14 protein-coding genes are annotated in these 15,884 nt (G+C 61.9%); 11 read left to right on the top strand and 3 right to left on the bottom strand.

Going from position 1 to position 15,884, the window contains the following annotated elements:
* Positions 1-9 precede the first annotated feature (9 nt).
* The 5 genes from ubiI (at position 10) to V8N38_RS20785 (ending at position 7,295) form a co-directional block, all read left to right on the top strand.
* Positions 10-1,212, top strand: coding sequence for an FAD-dependent 2-octaprenylphenol hydroxylase (gene ubiI, locus V8N38_RS20805; RefSeq protein ID WP_049273437.1), 1,203 nt, complete (start codon positions 10-12; stop codon positions 1,210-1,212).
* A 506-nt stretch (positions 1,213-1,718) separates the two neighbouring features.
* Positions 1,719-2,816, top strand: a complete 1,098-nt coding sequence (gene gcvT, locus V8N38_RS20800; protein WP_004931631.1) for a glycine cleavage system aminomethyltransferase GcvT — start codon at positions 1,719-1,721, stop codon at positions 2,814-2,816.
* A 46-nt stretch (positions 2,817-2,862) separates the two neighbouring features.
* Positions 2,863-3,249, top strand: coding sequence for a glycine cleavage system protein GcvH (gcvH, locus tag V8N38_RS20795; RefSeq protein WP_049199255.1), 387 nt, complete (start codon positions 2,863-2,865; stop codon positions 3,247-3,249).
* A 92-nt stretch (positions 3,250-3,341) separates the two neighbouring features.
* Positions 3,342-6,221, top strand: a complete 2,880-nt coding sequence (gene gcvP, locus V8N38_RS20790; protein WP_060432203.1) for an aminomethyl-transferring glycine dehydrogenase — start codon at positions 3,342-3,344, stop codon at positions 6,219-6,221.
* A gap of 108 nt (positions 6,222-6,329) precedes the next feature.
* A complete protein-coding gene (locus tag V8N38_RS20785) occupies positions 6,330-7,295 on the top strand; it encodes a quinone oxidoreductase family protein (protein ID WP_060441306.1) in 966 nt (321 codons plus the stop codon).
* A 10-nt stretch (positions 7,296-7,305) separates the two neighbouring features.
* Here the strand turns inward: V8N38_RS20785 and V8N38_RS20780 are convergent, their stop codons facing one another.
* From V8N38_RS20780 to V8N38_RS20770, 3 genes are read right to left on the bottom strand one after another with little or no spacing between them, the layout of a single operon-like run.
* Complete coding sequence (locus V8N38_RS20780) at positions 7,306-7,836, bottom strand: GNAT family N-acetyltransferase (protein WP_060422828.1); 531 nt, start codon at positions 7,834-7,836, stop codon at positions 7,306-7,308.
* A 5-nt stretch (positions 7,837-7,841) separates the two neighbouring features.
* Positions 7,842-9,251, bottom strand: a complete 1,410-nt coding sequence (locus tag V8N38_RS20775; protein WP_049199249.1) for an ATP-binding protein — start codon at positions 9,249-9,251, stop codon at positions 7,842-7,844.
* A gap of 4 nt (positions 9,252-9,255) precedes the next feature.
* Positions 9,256-9,915, bottom strand: a complete 660-nt coding sequence (locus V8N38_RS20770; RefSeq protein ID WP_019455640.1) for a response regulator — start codon at positions 9,913-9,915, stop codon at positions 9,256-9,258.
* A gap of 189 nt (positions 9,916-10,104) precedes the next feature.
* On the opposite strand from V8N38_RS20770, the gene V8N38_RS20765 reads away from it, so the two are divergent.
* The 6 genes from V8N38_RS20765 to V8N38_RS20740 all read left to right on the top strand — a co-directional run bounded on the left by V8N38_RS20765 (position 10,105) and on the right by V8N38_RS20740 (position 15,883).
* Positions 10,105-10,338 (top strand): hypothetical protein, encoded by a 234-nt coding sequence (locus V8N38_RS20765; RefSeq protein ID WP_060422831.1) that lies wholly within the window; start codon positions 10,105-10,107, stop codon positions 10,336-10,338.
* Positions 10,339-10,433: 95 nt separating this feature from the next.
* Positions 10,434-11,180: an SDR family oxidoreductase gene (locus tag V8N38_RS20760; RefSeq protein ID WP_070913825.1), complete on the top strand. Its 747-nt coding sequence runs from the start codon at positions 10,434-10,436 to the stop codon at positions 11,178-11,180.
* Between the two features lie 354 nt (positions 11,181-11,534).
* Complete coding sequence (locus V8N38_RS20755) at positions 11,535-12,353, top strand: DeoR/GlpR family DNA-binding transcription regulator (RefSeq protein WP_060422840.1); 819 nt, start codon at positions 11,535-11,537, stop codon at positions 12,351-12,353.
* A 47-nt stretch (positions 12,354-12,400) separates the two neighbouring features.
* The gene (locus V8N38_RS20750; protein WP_060422843.1) at positions 12,401-13,384 is read left to right on the top strand and encodes a substrate-binding domain-containing protein; all 984 of its coding nucleotides are present in this window, start codon (positions 12,401-12,403) and stop codon (positions 13,382-13,384) included.
* 2 nt (positions 13,385-13,386) lie between these two features.
* Positions 13,387-14,904, top strand: coding sequence for a sugar ABC transporter ATP-binding protein (locus V8N38_RS20745; protein ID WP_060441311.1), 1,518 nt, complete (start codon positions 13,387-13,389; stop codon positions 14,902-14,904).
* Entirely contained in the window at positions 14,897-15,883 is a 987-nt protein-coding gene (locus V8N38_RS20740) for an ABC transporter permease (RefSeq protein WP_147840298.1), read from the top strand. Before V8N38_RS20745 ends, V8N38_RS20740 begins: the two co-directional genes overlap by 8 nt.
* The last annotated feature ends 1 nt before the right edge of the window (position 15,884 follow it).

Raw genomic sequence — 15,884 nt, 5'->3', positions numbered from 1 at the left:
TCGAGCAGCATGCAATCATTTGACGTGATTATCGCCGGTGGCGGTATGGTGGGGCTGGCGTTGGCCTGCGGCCTGCAGGGCAGCGGGCTGCGCGTGGCGGTGCTGGAACAACGCCAGCCGGACATGGCGCCGCCGTCGGAGCAGCCTGCGCTGCGCGTCTCCGCCATCAATGCCGCCAGCGAGCGTTTGCTGCAGCACATCGGCGTGTGGGACGACATTCTCCAGCAGCGCGCCAGCGCTTACAACGCGATGGAAGTGTGGGAGCGCGACAGCTTCGGCAAAATCGCCTTCCGCGGCGACGAGTGCGGCTTCAGCCATCTCGGCCACATTATCGAAAACTCGGTGATCCAGCAGGCGCTGTGGAAACGCGCCGAAAGCCTGTCGGACATCACGCTGATTACCCCGGCCGCGCTCAAGCAGGTGGCGTGGGGCGAGAACGATGCCTTCGTTACGCTGGAGGACGGGCGCATGCTGACCGCCCGTCTGGTGATCGGCGCCGACGGTGCCCAGTCGTGGCTGCGCCAGCACGCCGACATCCCGCTCACCTTCTGGGATTACCGCCACCATGCGCTGGTTGCCACCATTCGCACCGAAGAGCCGCATCAGGCGACGGCGCGGCAAATTTTCCACGGCGACGGCATTCTGGCGTTCCTGCCGTTCAGCGATCCGCATTTGAGTTCCATCGTCTGGTCGGTGACGCCGGAAGACGCCGAGCGGCTCAAACAGCTTGAGCCGGAGCAGTTCAACCGCGAACTGGCGATGGCCTTCGATATGCGTCTGGGCGCCTGCAGCCTGGAAAGCGAGCGGTTGGCGTTCCCGCTGACCGGCCGCTATGCGCGCAGCTTCGCCGCGCACCGCCTGGCGCTGGTGGGCGATGCGGCGCATACCGTGCATCCGCTGGCCGGACAGGGCGTGAACCTGGGCTTTATGGACGCCGCCGAGCTGATTGCCGAACTGCGCCGCCTGCAGCGGCAGGGCAAGGATATCGGCCAGCACCTCTATCTGCGCCGCTATGAGCGCCGCCGCAAACATGGCGCGGCGGTGATGCTGGCCAGCATGCAGGGTTTCCGCGAACTGTTCGACGGCAACCACCCGGCCAAAAAGCTGCTGCGCGACGTGGGACTGCGGCTGGCGGACAGCCTGCCGGGCGTCAAGCCAAAGCTGGTGCGTCAGGCGATGGGCCTGAACGATCTGCCCGAGTGGCTTGCCTGATACCTGCCTTCTGCGAGCCCCCAGCGGGCTCGCGCTTCTCGCCTTATGCCATCGTCTTTCCTTATATAACCCTTCATTTGAAATAATCTAATTTCAGCCTCTTTTTATCATTACTTTTTCTAATTCCATGTTCGGTTATCAAAAGTCGGAATCTCATGCGCGGCCGTCGGTTTGTTATATAACTTCGGAGTTTTGCCGCTTTAATTGTTAATTTTGTGCCTTAAAGCGCATTTTTCCAGTGAAAAACTCTGCACACTAGCCCGGCATTTTACCGCCCTGGAACGGCGATGAGCCTATTTTAACTTATGGTTAATGTGGTCGTTCGGTGATAAGTTCGAGGGAAAGGTATCGTTTGCGTCACGGCGGTTGCACGCAGTTTCCGCCCGTCCCGGCGCAGCATTTGTGTTGAGCAGTCAGTGCGCCATGGCGATCGGGCCGCGAGCCAGGCTCCGCCGCATTGCGTGGCAGCACCCTAACTTCTAGCGACGAGTGGAAAGAGGGAAAAGATGGCAAAGCAAACCCCACTGTACGACCAGCACGTGGCGTGCGGTGCGCGCATGGTAGACTTTCACGGCTGGATGATGCCGCTGCACTACGGCTCGCAGCTCGATGAGCACCACGCGGTGCGTCAGGATGCCGGCATGTTCGACGTGTCTCACATGACCATCGTGGATCTGCACGGCGCCCGCACCCGAGAGTTCCTGCGCTACCTGCTGGCGAACGACGTCGCCAAACTGACCCAACCCGGCAAGGCGCTGTACACCGGCATGCTGAATGCCTCCGGCGGCGTGATCGACGACCTGATCGTTTATTTCCTCACTGAAGACTATTTCCGCCTGGTGGTGAACTCCGCCACGCGCGACAAAGACCTGGCCTGGATTGAAGAGCACGCCGCGCCGTATGGCGTTGCGCTGACGGTGCGCGACGATCTGGCGCTGATCGCGGTACAGGGCCCGCAGGCCAAAGAGCGTGCCGGCACGCTGTTCACCCCGGAACAAAAAAGTGCGGTCGAAGGCATGAAGCCGTTCTTCGGCGTGCAGGCCGGCGAGCTGTTCATCGCCACCACCGGTTACACCGGCGAGGCCGGCTATGAGATCGCGCTGCCGAAAGAGCAGGCGGCGGATTTCTGGCAAAAATTGCTGGCCGCGGGCGTCAAGCCGGCCGGTCTGGGCGCGCGCGACACGCTGCGTCTGGAAGCGGGCATGAACCTCTACGGGCAAGAGATGGACGAAGGCGTTTCACCGCTGGCCGCCAACATGGGCTGGACCATCGCCTGGCAGCCGGAAGATCGTCGTTTCATCGGCCGCGAAGCGCTGGAACAACAGCGCGAGCAGGGCACCGAGCAACTGGTCGGCTTGATCATGACGGAAAAAGGCGTATTACGTAATGAGCTGCCGGTGCGTTTCACCGACGCGGCGGGGCAAACCCACGAAGGCGTGATCACCAGCGGTTCGTTCTCTCCGACGCTGGGCTTCAGCATCGCGCTGGCGCGCGTGCCGGCAGGTATCGGCGAGCAGGCCATCGTGCAGATCCGCAACCGTGAAATGCCGGTCAAAGTGACCAAGCCCGGTTTCGTTCGCGCCGGCAAGCCGCTGACAAATTGATTTTTTATTGATTGATTCTTTTATTTCTTCGAAGGAGTAACCGGCGATGAGCAATGTGCCAACAGAATTGAAATACGCATCCTCCCACGAGTGGGTTCGTTCAGAAGGTAACGGCGTTTACACCGTAGGCATCACCGAACACGCGCAGGAACTGCTGGGCGATATGGTGTTTGTCGATCTGCCGGAAGTGGGCCGCAAAGTCGCCGCCGGTGAAGATTGCGCCGTGGCGGAGTCCGTCAAGGCGGCGTCGGACATTTACGCGCCGATCAGCGGCGAAATCGTGGCGGTGAACGGCGAGCTGGAAAGCTCCCCGGAGCTGGTGAACAGCGAGCCTTACGGTGACGGCTTCCTGTTCCAGATTAAAGCCGCCGACGAAGGCGAGCTGGCGAACCTGCTGGACGCCGCGGCTTATCAGGCCTCGATCGACGAGTAATCGTGACCACGCCCCAGGCCTTTTGGCCGGGGCGTTTTAGTTACCGCTCAAGCTATATCCCGTATCACGCAAGCATTCAGGAATTTGTAGCAATGACTCAGACACTCAGCCAACTCGAACACAGCGAAGCGTTCATTGAACGCCACATCGGCTCTTCTGCGGAACAACGCCAGGAGTTGCTGGCAGCGGTGGGCGCTCGCTCGCTCAGCGCGCTGATCCAACAGATCGTGCCGGCGGACATTCAGCTGCCGGGGCCGCCGCCGGTCGGCGACGCGGCGACCGAACACCAGGCGCTGGCTGAGCTGAAGGCGATCGCCTCGCAAAATCAGCGCTACAAATCCTATATCGGCATGGGCTACAGCGCCGTGCTGACGCCGCCGGTGATCCTGCGCAACATGCTGGAAAATCCGGGTTGGTACACCGCTTATACCCCTTATCAGCCGGAAGTGTCGCAGGGCCGCCTGGAAGCGCTGCTGAACTTCCAGACCGTGACCCTCGATCTGACCGGCCTGGATCTGGCTTCCGCTTCGCTGCTGGATGAAGCCACCGCCGCCGCCGAAGCGATGGCCTTGGCCAAACGCGCCAGCAAGCTGAAAGACGCCAACCGCTTCTTCGTGGCTGACGACGTGCATCCACAGACGCTGGACGTGGTGCGCACCCGCGCGGAAACCTTCGGCTTCGACGTCATCGTCGATAAAGCGGAAAAAGTGCTGGAGCTGGACGGCGTGTTCGGCGTGCTGCTGCAACAGGTGGGCACCACCGGCGAGCTGCACGACTACAGCGCGCTGCTGGCTGAATTGAAATCGCGCAAAATCATCACCAGCGTGGCCGCCGACATCATGGCCCTGGTGCTGCTGACCGCGCCGGGCAAGCAGGGCGCCGACGTGGTGTTCGGCTCCGCGCAGCGCTTCGGCGTGCCGATGGGCTACGGCGGCCCGCACGCCGCCTTCTTCGCCTGCCGCGACGAGTTCAAGCGCTCGATGCCGGGCCGCATCATCGGCGTTTCCCGTGATGCCGCCGGCAACACCGCGCTGCGCATGGCGATGCAGACCCGCGAGCAGCATATCCGCCGCGAGAAGGCCAACTCGAATATCTGTACCTCGCAGGTGCTGCTGGCCAACATCGCCAGCCTGTACGCGGTGTACCACGGCCCACAGGGGTTGCAGCGCATCGCCGGGCGTATCCATCGCCTGACCGACATTCTGGCCGCCGGGCTGCAGAAGGCCGGCCTGACGCTGCGTCACAACACCTGGTTCGACACCCTGACCGTTGAAGTGAAAGACAAAGCGGCGGTGCTGGAACGCGCGCTGAGCTTCGGCATCAACCTGCGTACCGATATCCACGGCGCCGTAGGCATCACGCTGGACGAAGCCACCTCGCGTGAAGACGTGCAGACGCTGTTCGCACTGCTGGCCGGCGACAACCACGGCCTGGACATCGACGCGCTGGACGCGGCGGTGAGCAAGAGCAGCCAATCGATCCCGGCCGCCATGCTGCGTCAGGATCCGATCCTGACCCATCCGGTATTCAATCGCTATCACAGCGAAACCGAGATGATGCGTTACATGCACCGTTTGGAACGTAAGGATCTGGCGCTGAACCAGGCGATGATCCCGCTGGGTTCTTGCACCATGAAATTGAACGCCGCGGCGGAGATGATCCCGATCACCTGGCCTGAATTCTCCGAGCTGCATCCGTTCTGCCCGCCGGAGCAGGCTGCCGGCTACCAGCAGATGATCGGCCAACTGTCTCAGTGGCTGGTACAGCTGACCGGTTATGACGCGGTGTGCATGCAGCCGAACTCCGGCGCGCAGGGCGAATACGCCGGCCTGCTGGCGATCCGTCGCTACCACGAAAGCCGTAACGAAGCGGGCCGCCACGTCTGCCTGATCCCGAGCTCGGCACACGGCACCAACCCGGCCTCTGCCCAAATGGCGGGCATGAGCGTGGTGGTGGTCGCCTGCGACAAGAACGGTAACATCGATCTGCACGATCTGCGCGTCAAGGCAGAGCAGGCGGGCGAAGAACTCTCTTGCATCATGGTGACCTACCCGTCGACCCACGGCGTGTATGAAGAAACCATCCGCGAAGTGTGCCAGATCGTGCATCAGTTCGGCGGTCAGGTGTATCTGGACGGCGCTAACATGAACGCCCAGGTGGGCATCACCACGCCAGGCTACATCGGCGCGGACGTTTCGCACCTCAACCTGCATAAAACCTTCTGCATCCCGCACGGCGGCGGCGGCCCGGGCATGGGCCCGATCGGCGTGAAAGCGCACCTGGCGCCGTTCGTGCCGGGCCACAGCGTCGTGCAGATCGACGGCGTAACCACCCAGCAGGGCGCAGTTTCCGCAGCGCCGTTCGGCAGCGCCTCCATCCTGCCTATCAGCTGGATGTACATCCGCATGATGGGCGCGGAAGGCCTGAAGCAGGCCAGCCAGATGGCGATCCTGAACGCCAACTACATCGCTACCCGCCTGAAAGGCGCATACCCGATTCTGTATACCGGCCGCGATCACCGCGTGGCGCACGAATGTATCCTCGATATTCGTCCGCTGAAGGAAGAGACCGGCATCAGCGAAATGGACATCGCCAAGCGCCTGATCGACTTCGGCTTCCACGCACCGACCATGTCGTTCCCGGTCGCGGGCACGCTGATGGTTGAGCCGACCGAGTCGGAAAGCAAGGTGGAACTGGATCGCTTTATCGATGCGATGCTGGCGATCCGCAGCGAGATCGATCGCGTCGCCAAAGGCGAATGGCCGCTGGAAGATAACCCGCTGGTGAATGCGCCGCACGTGCAGGCGGAGCTGGTCAGCGACTGGCAGCACCCGTACAGCCGCGAGCTGGCGGTGTTCCCGGTGGCCGGCGTGCGTGAGAACAAGTACTGGCCGAGCGTTAAGCGTTTGGACGACGTCTACGGCGACCGTAACCTGTTCTGTTCTTGCGTGCCGATGAGCGATTACGAATAACACGTTCGGCAAAGTTTGTGTTCGGGGGACACCGCATCATGCGGTGTCCCTTTTTATTTTATTGCGGCCTATTCTTTTCTGTACGTTCCCACGATTTGAGGAGTCACCATGCAAGCGGCAATCGTAACAGCGCTGGGGCAAGCCCCGGTTTTCGGCACCTTTGAGGAGCCCCAGGCGCAGGCGAATGAAGTGCCGATCGAGGTTCTGGCGGCCGGCATCAAACAGCTGGATCGCGCTACCGTCGCCGGCACCCATTACTCCAGCCCCAAGCAGCTGCCGATTGTGCCCGGCACCGACGGCGTGGGCCGGACGGCCGACGGGCAACGGGTCTATTTCGCCTCCTTCCGCCGTCCTTACGGTGCGATGGCTGAGCGCAGCGTCGCGTCATGGACGGTGCCGGTGCCGGAGGCGGTAGACGACGCCACGGCGGCGGCGCTGATCAACCCGGCCTTCGCCGCCTGGCTGCCGCTGCGCTGGCGAGCGGATCTGCAGCCCGGTGAAACGGTGCTGATCATCGGCGCTACCGGCACCTCGGGCAAACTGGCGGTTGCGGCGGCGCGTCAGGCGGGAGCCGGGCGCATCGTTGCCGCCGGCCGTCGGCTGAGCGTGTTGGAGGCGTTGGGCGTGGATGCCACGGTGGATCTGAGCCTGCAGGGCGAGGCGCTGACGCAGGCCTTCGCGGCGGCGGCGGGGCCGGGCGGTTATCAGGTGATCGTCGATTATATCTGGGGCCCGGCGACCGAAGCGCTGCTCGCGACGCTCAATAATCACGATCTCTCGTCTTACGCCGGCGGGCGCGGCATTCGCCTGGTCAACGTCGGCTCGATGGCCGCGCCGGACATCCGGCTGCCGGCGGCGGTATTGCGCAGCAATCAGCTGCAGATCCTCGGCAGCGGCACCGGCAACTTCCCGCCGATCCCGGAGATGCAGCGCTACGCGACCGAAATTCTGGCGCTGGCGGCGACGGGCGCGCTCACTATCGAGACGCAGGAGCACGCGTTGGCGGAGATCGCCGAGGTGTGGGATCTGAACAAGAAAAGCGACGTGCGTTCGGTGATACGCATCGCCCGTTAGGCCCTTGCCGTTAACGGCAAGGGCAGACCAGGTGAATATCCTCCGGCTCACGGGCGAACAGCTCGGCATCCGGGCGCTCGATGAGCCGGCAGCCCTGCGCCAGATAGAAGTCTACGGTGCTTTTGTTAGGGATGGAGGAGACGTATAGCCCGGCGGCGCCTTCCTGCGCCGCCTGACGCAGGCAGAGTTGAAACAGCTGCTTGCCCAGCCCCAGGCCGCGTTGGTGCGCGCTGACGTAAAAGAACAGCAGCTGGCGCAGATCCCGCTGCGGGCCGCGCGGCTCGGTGTCCAGCGCCGCCGCCGCGACGATCTCCTCGCCTTCGAACCGCGCGAAGAACGCGCCGCCGCGATCGAAGCAGGCTTCGTGGATTGGCGTATAGGTTTCCTGGTCGTGCGGATCCCAACCGCGCACGTCGTAGTAGTCCGGGTAGGCTTGCAGCTTGCCGTCCTGCAGGCGATACAGGGTGTCGATGACTTCACTGCGGTCGATATCCCATAGGCGGTCGAGTTGCTGCCGCTGCAGCAGAACAGGGGCGCTCATGATCGTTATTCACTCTCAGTCTGTGGCCGGTAACTTTCCGGCAAATCGATAATAAAACCGATGCCGCGATCGTCGAGGCCTTCAGTGACGCGCAGCTGCGCGCCGATTTTGTCGGCCAGGTTCCGGGCGATGGCCAATCCCAGCCCGCTGCCGGTTTGCTGCGTGCCGGGCACGCGGTAAAAGCGTTCAAACAGGCGCGGAAGGTGCTCTTCGCTCACTCCGGGGCCGTTGTCGCGCAACGTAATATAGCAGCCGAGCGGTGCCAGCGAACGGATATTGGCTTCGATGCGGCTACCGGGCGGCGCGTACTTGAGCGCGTTGTCCAGCAGATTGGTGAAGATGGCGATCAGCGCATGGCGATCGGTGTTTATCACCACGTCCTCGCTGCCGTCGAGTGAAAGTTCCACATCCTTTTCCAGCGCATAGGGGACGTGCTGCGCGATGCATTTGCCAATGTCGGCGTAGATGTCCACCGCCTCGATTTTCAGCGGAAAATCCTCCGCCTCCAGCTTGGCCAGGTTGATCAGCTGGCGCGACAGCGACGCCGCGCGATCCAGCCCCTGCTGCATGTCGCCGATGATCTCCCGGCGCTCCTGCTGCTCCGAGACCTGGGTCAGCAGATGCAGCTGCGCCAGCACGGCGGCGATCGGCGTGCGCAGTTCGTGTGCCGCATCGGCCATAAAGCGTTTTTCGCGCTGGTTGGCGGCGTCGATGCGCGCCATCAGCTTGTTGACCTCCACCACCACCGGCCGGATTTCCTGATACTGCTCGCTGACGTTGATCGGCGACAGGTTACCCGGCTGGCGATCGGAGATGGTGCGGGCGATCTGGCGCAGCGGCCGCAGGCTGAAGTAGGCGGTAAACAGCAGGGTGATGATGATCGCCGCCAGAATGCCCAGCAGCGGCATGGCGGTGCTTTCCGCCGGGTTACCGAACAGCGTGGTGCGATCGTTGAACGACTCGCCGACGATCACCCGATATTGGCGCTTTTCGCTCCAGCTGCCGGCAAGATGCCAGTTGGCGCCGGCGTACTTAACGGAGCCGGACAGCACCGAAGGCGGCAGGCGCAGCGGTTCTCCCTGCGTTTGCGAACTGTAAAGCACCCGGTTGTCCCGATCGTAAACCACGAACAGCGGGTGGTAATCGATTTGATCCTGCATGCCGTTATTGATGGAATCAATGTACATGCCTTCAATGGTCTTGATGATGCCGCGGTAATCGATATTGTCGGTGCCGGTTTCATCGAGAATATTGGCGATACCCACAGCGACAATGCGTTGCTGGTTATCGAAATATTTTTCCATGTCGGGGTAATACCAATATTTCACCCAGGCGACGAGGATCCCCCACAATAATAAAATGGCCAGGACCTGGAAAATAATGGTGCGCATAAAGAAGGATTTGAAACCGATCATCCTGCTACTCTTTCTTCAGCAAATAACCAATGCCGCGTACGGTAATAATTCTTTCTTTACCGATCTTGCGCCGTAAATTATGCATGTGCACTTCCAGCGAGTTGCTTTCCACGCTGTCGCCGTGGCCGAACAGCCGCTGTTCCAACACCGCTTTGCGCACCACGGTGCCGGCACAGCGCATCAGCTCGTGCAGCAGGTGATACTCTTTTTTCGACAGCATCAGCAGTTCGTTATCCAGCGTCACCTGATGGTTTACCGGGTCGAGATACAGCGTGCCGAGGCTCCAGGTTTGCGAAGCGAAGCCCGCCATGCGTCGGTTGACCGCCTTGACGCGTGAGATGAGCTCGGGCAGCGCAAAGGGTTTGGCCAGAAAGTCGTCCGCGCCGGAATCCAGGCTGTTCACCAGGCTTTCGATGCGGTCGCGGGCGGTCAGGATGATGATGGGGATATTTTGCCCGGCGGCGCGCCAGGCGATTAGCTTTTGCAAACCGTCGCCGTCCGGCAGCGTAAGATCCAACAGCATCAGATCGAACCCGCCGGGTGAAAGTTTATTTTCCGCGTCCGCGAGCAGGCGCACCCAGCACAAATTAAAGCCGGTGAGCTCCAATGCGCGGCACAGCGCCTTGCCTAATTGCAGGTCGTCTTCCACCAACAGTATGTTCACGTTTGTTCCGCTGAGATCTTCAAGTCGCGATTATCTAACTATAACCCTGCCGGGAAGACAACGGGGAAACTCGCTTTGCCTGCGCGTTCTTAAGCAAACCTTAATCTGGCTTTAATCTCGCGTTAAGGGAACGCGGTGGAATTTCAGTTATTTTGCTGCCATTCGATACCACAACAGAAGGAGCGAAACATGCAGACTGACGGTTCCCCGCTCGCGGGCACCTCGCGGCGGCTGATATATGCAGGCGTGGCGGCCGTGCTCGTTCTGTTGATGCTGTCTTTTCGCGGCGACGCCCAGAGCCATGGCCATAGCGGCCTGCATGCTGCCGGCTTACAACGGGGGCATCAGGTGACGACGCCGGACGCCTACGGCTGCGTCAAAGCGCGCATTAAAAAGCAGCTGCGCCGCCTGGCTCAGCTTTAAAGCGTTTTTTAGCGCGTGGCTCTATACTCTGACGGGCAAACGGGGCGCCTGTGCACAGGCCGCTGTGTTGATATCGCCAAGCAGAGAAAAACAATATGACGAAAGTGGCATTGGTCACAGGCGCGAGCCGGGGAATTGGTCGTGCGACCGCTTTGCTGCTGGCCCGGCAGGGCTATGCGGTGGGGGTGAATTACCTGCGCGACGAAAGCGCGGCGCGGCAGGTGGTGGCGGAGATTGAGGCGCAGGGCGGCAAGGCGCTGGCGCTGCAGGCCGACGTGGCCGATGAAGCACAGGTGATGGCGATGTTCGCTGCGCTGGACGCCGGGCTGGGCACGCTCAGCGCGCTGGTCAACAATGCCGGGATTCTGTTCCAGCAGGCGAACATTGAACAATTAACCGCCGAGCGCATCAATCAGGTGCTCGGCACCAACGTGACCGGTTACTTCCTGTGTTGCCGCGAGGCGGTGAAGCGCATGGCGCTGCGCCATGGCGGGCAGGGAGGCGCTATCGTCAACGTTTCCTCCGCGGCGTCCCGGTTGGGGGCTGCCGGAGAATACGTCGATTACGCCGCCTCGAAAGGCGCCGTCGATACCCTGACCATCGGGTTATCACGCGAGGTGGCGGCGCAGGGCATCCGCGTCAACGGCGTGCGGCCCGGATTCATCTATACCGAGATGCACGCCAGCGGCGGCGAGCCCGGCCGGGTGGATCGCGTGAAGGACAGTTTACCGATGCAGCGCGGCGGGCAGCCGCAGGAAGTGGCGGAGGCGATCGCCTGGCTGCTGTCTGACGCTGCGTCTTACGTGACCGGCACTTTTATCGAGGCCGCAGGCGGGCGTTGAACGCATGAGGGGGTTTTGACATCCCGTCGTGCGGAGTGTATTGCCTACCAGCATTAGCTGCCGCTCGGCAGCGTTCGGTCAAAACCACAAAAACGGTCATTAACGGTCATGTTGCGGAACGTGGAATTGTGACCGTTTACCGTTTCTCTCCTGTCTGTCTAAGACGCACACGCATCATAACTGCCTGTTACTCCACACTTTCGTAATTATTCATTTCATTTCCTTCCCGATTTTTTTGACAACTATCACACCGCCATCGTTGACCGATCGCGGGGCGATGCGCTTTGCGTCTGCGCGCAAAACGCGGCGCGGCAAATCGATATCGTAATCATCGTCCTGGAGGAGAAAAGAAACATGCTGCCTGTAGAACGTCATCGCTTTATCACCGAAGTCTTGAGCCAGCGCGGCCGCGTGATGGTGCAGGAGGTGGCGCAGCTGTGCCATATCTCTATCGAGACGGCGCGGCGTGATTTGGCCTTGCTGGAACGGCGCGGCCTGCTGCTGCGCAGCCACGGCGGTGCGGTGTTCGTCGAGCCGCCGGCGGTGGAGAAAACCTATGTGCCCGCCGAGATAGACCAGGGGGAATCTTTCCGCCAGCGCAGCAACGAGGCGCCGGAGCAGAAAACGCGCATCGCCAAACGCGCGCTGGAATTTATCGCGCCGGGGGATTGTCTGCTGCTGGACAGCAGCTCCACCAGCTGGTTTTTGGCGCGCCAACTGCCGGATATCTCTCTGGTGGTATTGACCAACTCGCTGCACATCATCCAGACGCTGGCCTGCAAGGCCAACGTGCGCACCATCGGACTGGGGGGCGAGTATTCCGCCAAGTACGAGGATTTTATCGGCGTGCTGGCGGAACAGATGTTGAAGGAGTTTGTGATCAACAAGCTGTTCTTCTCCTGCCACGGCATCTGTCAGGACGGCGGCATCCGCGAGAGCAACGAGCACCATGCGCGGTTGAAGCAGCAGATGCTGCTGGCGTCGGAGCGCAAGTTCCTGCTGGTGGATAGCAACAAGTTCGGCCGCCGCTCGTTCGCGCGCATCTGCCACTACCGGGAGATAGATACCTTAATCACCGATCGGCTCAGCGACGACGAATTTCGTCAGGAACTGGCCTGGAACAACGTAGACGTGATTGAAGTTTCACCCGCCGCGAAAAAGGCGGCGCGATAACAACAACGAAAACCCTTATTACAGCCAACACTTGTGGAGAGAGAACAATGAAAAAATCCGTACTGGTCGGTCTGTTTGCCTCGCTGCTGCTTTCGGTCTCCGCGCAGGCGGCGGACAAGCTGAAAATGGGCGTGGTAGTGAAGATCGGCGGCATTCCCTGGTTCAACGCCATGGAGGCCGGCATCAAAAGCGAGGGCGCCAAACGCGGCATCGACGCCTGGATGGTCGGGCCGACGGCGGCGGACCCGGCGCTGCAGGTGCGCGCCATCGAAGATCTGATCGCGCAGAAGGTGGACATCATCGGCGTGGTGCCGAACGACGCCCGGGTGCTGGAGCCGGTGCTCAAGCGCGCGCAGGAAGCGGGCATCAAGGTGATCGTGCACGAATCCCCCGGCCAAAAGTACGCCGACTGGGACTTTGAGCTGGTGGACGCCTCGCAGCACGGCGTCAACCACATGAAAGCGCTGGCCGCCTGCATGAAAGAGCAGGGCAAGTACGCGGTGTATGTCGGCAGCCTGACGGTGCCGCTGCACATCACCTGGTCAGACTCGGCGATCAACTACCAGAAGCAGCACTACCCGAACATGCAGCTGGTGGGCGACAAGTTCGGCGTGGGCGAATCGCTGGATGACAGCGTGCGCACCACCAACGATCTGATGGCCAAATATCCCGATCTGAAAGGCGTGCTGGCCTTTGGTTCACAGGGGCCGATCGGCGCCGGGCGCGCGGTGCTCAACCGCGGCAAAAGCAACGATATCTGCGTCATCGGGCCGTTCAGCCCGGGCCAGGGCGCTTCGCTGGTCAACCGTGGCGCCATCAAGGGTGGCTATATCTGGAATCCGCTGGTGGCGGGCGAAGTGTTCGTGCGCATCGCCGACATGATGCATAAGGGAGAAAAAATCACCGACGGCATGACCATCGAAGGCATGGGCAAGGTGCAGGTGGATGCGCAGCAGCACACCATTCTCGGCAACGCCACCGAAAGCCTGGATAAGCAAAACCTGCCGAAGCTGGTGAAGATGGGGCTGTAATCATGGCGATTTCCGGTAATACGGCAACGCAGGGCGCGCCGCTGATCGCGCTGCAGCAGCTGTCGATGACCTTTGGCGGCCAGCGTGCGCTGAACGCTATCTCGCTGGCGCTGATGCCGGGGGAAGTGCACTGCCTGGCGGGTACCAACGGCTGCGGCAAGAGTACGTTGATCAAGGCGATCGCCGGCGTGTATCAACCGGACGACGGCAGCCGCATCACCATCGATGGGCAAACCTTCGGTCGGCTGTCGCCGGATCAGGCGCGCGCCTTCGGCATTCAGGTGATCTACCAGGATCTGTCGCTGTTTCCCAACCTGACGGTGGCGGAAAACATCGCCTTCGAGCACAACCTGCATGGGCTGCTGGGATGGTACCGCCCGGCACGGCTGCGGCGCACCGCCGAGCGGCTGTTGCAGGAGCTGAGTTTCCATCTGGATCTCGACAAACGGGTGGCGGAGCTGCCGATCGCCCAGCGCCAGCAGGTGGCGATCTGCCGCGCGCTGGTGGCGGAGGCGCGGCTGGTGATCATGGATGAACCAACCGCCTCGCTGACCCGCACCGAGGTCAATCAGCTGCTGCGCACGGTGGATTACCTGAAAGCGAAAGGCATCTGCGTGGTGTTCGTCAGCCACCGGCTGGACGAGGTGCTGGAAATTTCGGATCGCGTCACGGTGATCCGCGACGGCAACAAGATCGGCACCTGGCCGGCGGCGGAGATCACCGGCGATCGTCTGACCGAGTTGATGACCGGTCTGAAGCTGGACTATCGCCTGAAGTCACCGAGCATGAATAAGGATCGGGTGATGTTGGAGGCGGATCGCCTCAGCCGCACCGGGCAGTATCAGGACGTGAGCTTCCGGCTGCATCAGGGCGAGGTGCTCGGTCTATGCGGCCTGCTCGGCTCCGGGCGCACCGAGCTGGCGCTGAGCCTGTTCGGCATGACCCGGCCGGACAGCGGCAAGCTCTACCTCGACAGCAAACCGGTGCGCTTTCGCGGCCATGAGGACGCGATCAAGGCCGGTATCGGCTACGTCTCGGAGGATCGCCTGACGCTCGGCCTGGTGCAGCAACAGTCGGTGGCGGACAACGCGGTGCTGACCATTCTCGATAAGCTGCGCGGGCGTTTTCGCCTGATTGACGACTACCGCAAGAATCGCATCGTCGCGGAGTGGATCGCCAAACTTGGCGTGCGGGTGGCGGATCCGGAGCAGGCGGTTTCGACGCTGTCCGGCGGCAATCAGCAAAAGATTGTGTTGGCCAAGTGGGTGCTGACCCAGCCGCGGATCCTGATCCTCGACTCGCCGACCGTCGGCGTCGACGTTGGCGCCAAGGCCAGCATCTATCAACTGATCCATCTGCTGGCGCAGGAGGGGATCGCCATTTTACTGATCTCCGACGAGGTGCCGGAGGTGTATTACAACTGCGATCGGGTGCTGCACTTCAGCGGCGGCAGCGTGATCGGCGAATACCTGCCGGGGCAGGTGAGCCAGCAACAGCTGGCGGAGGCGGTCAATGCGTAGATTCAGCCTGAAACCGCGCGGCAACGAAGGCTACCTGGCCTGGGTACTGCTGCTGACGGTCATCGTTTTTTCGCTGCTCAGCGATCGGTTTTTGACGGTGCAAAACCTGCTCGATCTCAGCGAAAGCTATGCGGTGAGCGGCATTTTCGCCCTCGGCCTGTTCGTGGTGCTGGTGACCGGCGGTATCGATATCTCCTTCGCGGCGGTGGCCTCGGTGGTGCAGTACCTGATCGCCACGCTGGCGACCCACTACGGGCTGGCCAGCCCGGCGGGCAGCATTCTGCTGGCGTTGGCGATCGGCGCCGCGCTGGGCATGGTCAACGCGATGTTGATCTACTGCCTGCGCATCGTCTCGATCATCGTCACCATCAGTATGCAGGCGTTGTTGTTCGGCATGCTGATGTGGCTGACCAACGGCCGCAGCCTGTACGCGCTGCCGGACTGGTGGACGCTGCCGCGCAGCGTGCTGCCGTTTCAGCTGGGTGAACAGAGCTATCAGCTCGGTTTGCCGACGCTGGTGATGCTAGCGGTGGCGCTGCTGACCTGGCTGCTGCTGAACAAGACGCACCTCGGGCGCCAGCTGTTTGCCGTCGGCGGCGATGCGGAGTCGGCGCGGCGCATCGGCATCCGCGTCGGCCTGCTGCACCTGTTCGCCTATGGCTATCTGGGCGTGATGGCGGCGATCGGCGGCCTGGTGCAGGTGTACCGCATGGGGGAGGTGGTGCCCAATGCGCTGGTGGGCGGTGAGCTCGATGTACTGGCGGCGGCGGTGCTGGGCGGCGCCAGCCTGAACGGCGGCAAGGGCAGCGTGATCGGCACGCTGATGGGCGTATTCCTGATCGGTGTGCTGAAAAACGGCCTCAACCTGATCGGCGTGTCCAGCTACTTCATGAACGTGGTGATCGGCCTGGTGATCGTCGCGGCGATTACCGTCACCCACTACAAGAAACGCAAAGAAACCGACGTCGGTTTCGCCTGAG

Origin of the sequence: Serratia nevei, from assembly GCF_037948395.1 — a bacterium.
GTDB classification, from domain to species: domain Bacteria; phylum Pseudomonadota; class Gammaproteobacteria; order Enterobacterales; family Enterobacteriaceae; genus Serratia; species Serratia nevei.
This window is presented reverse-complemented; position numbering and strand designations above follow the sequence as displayed.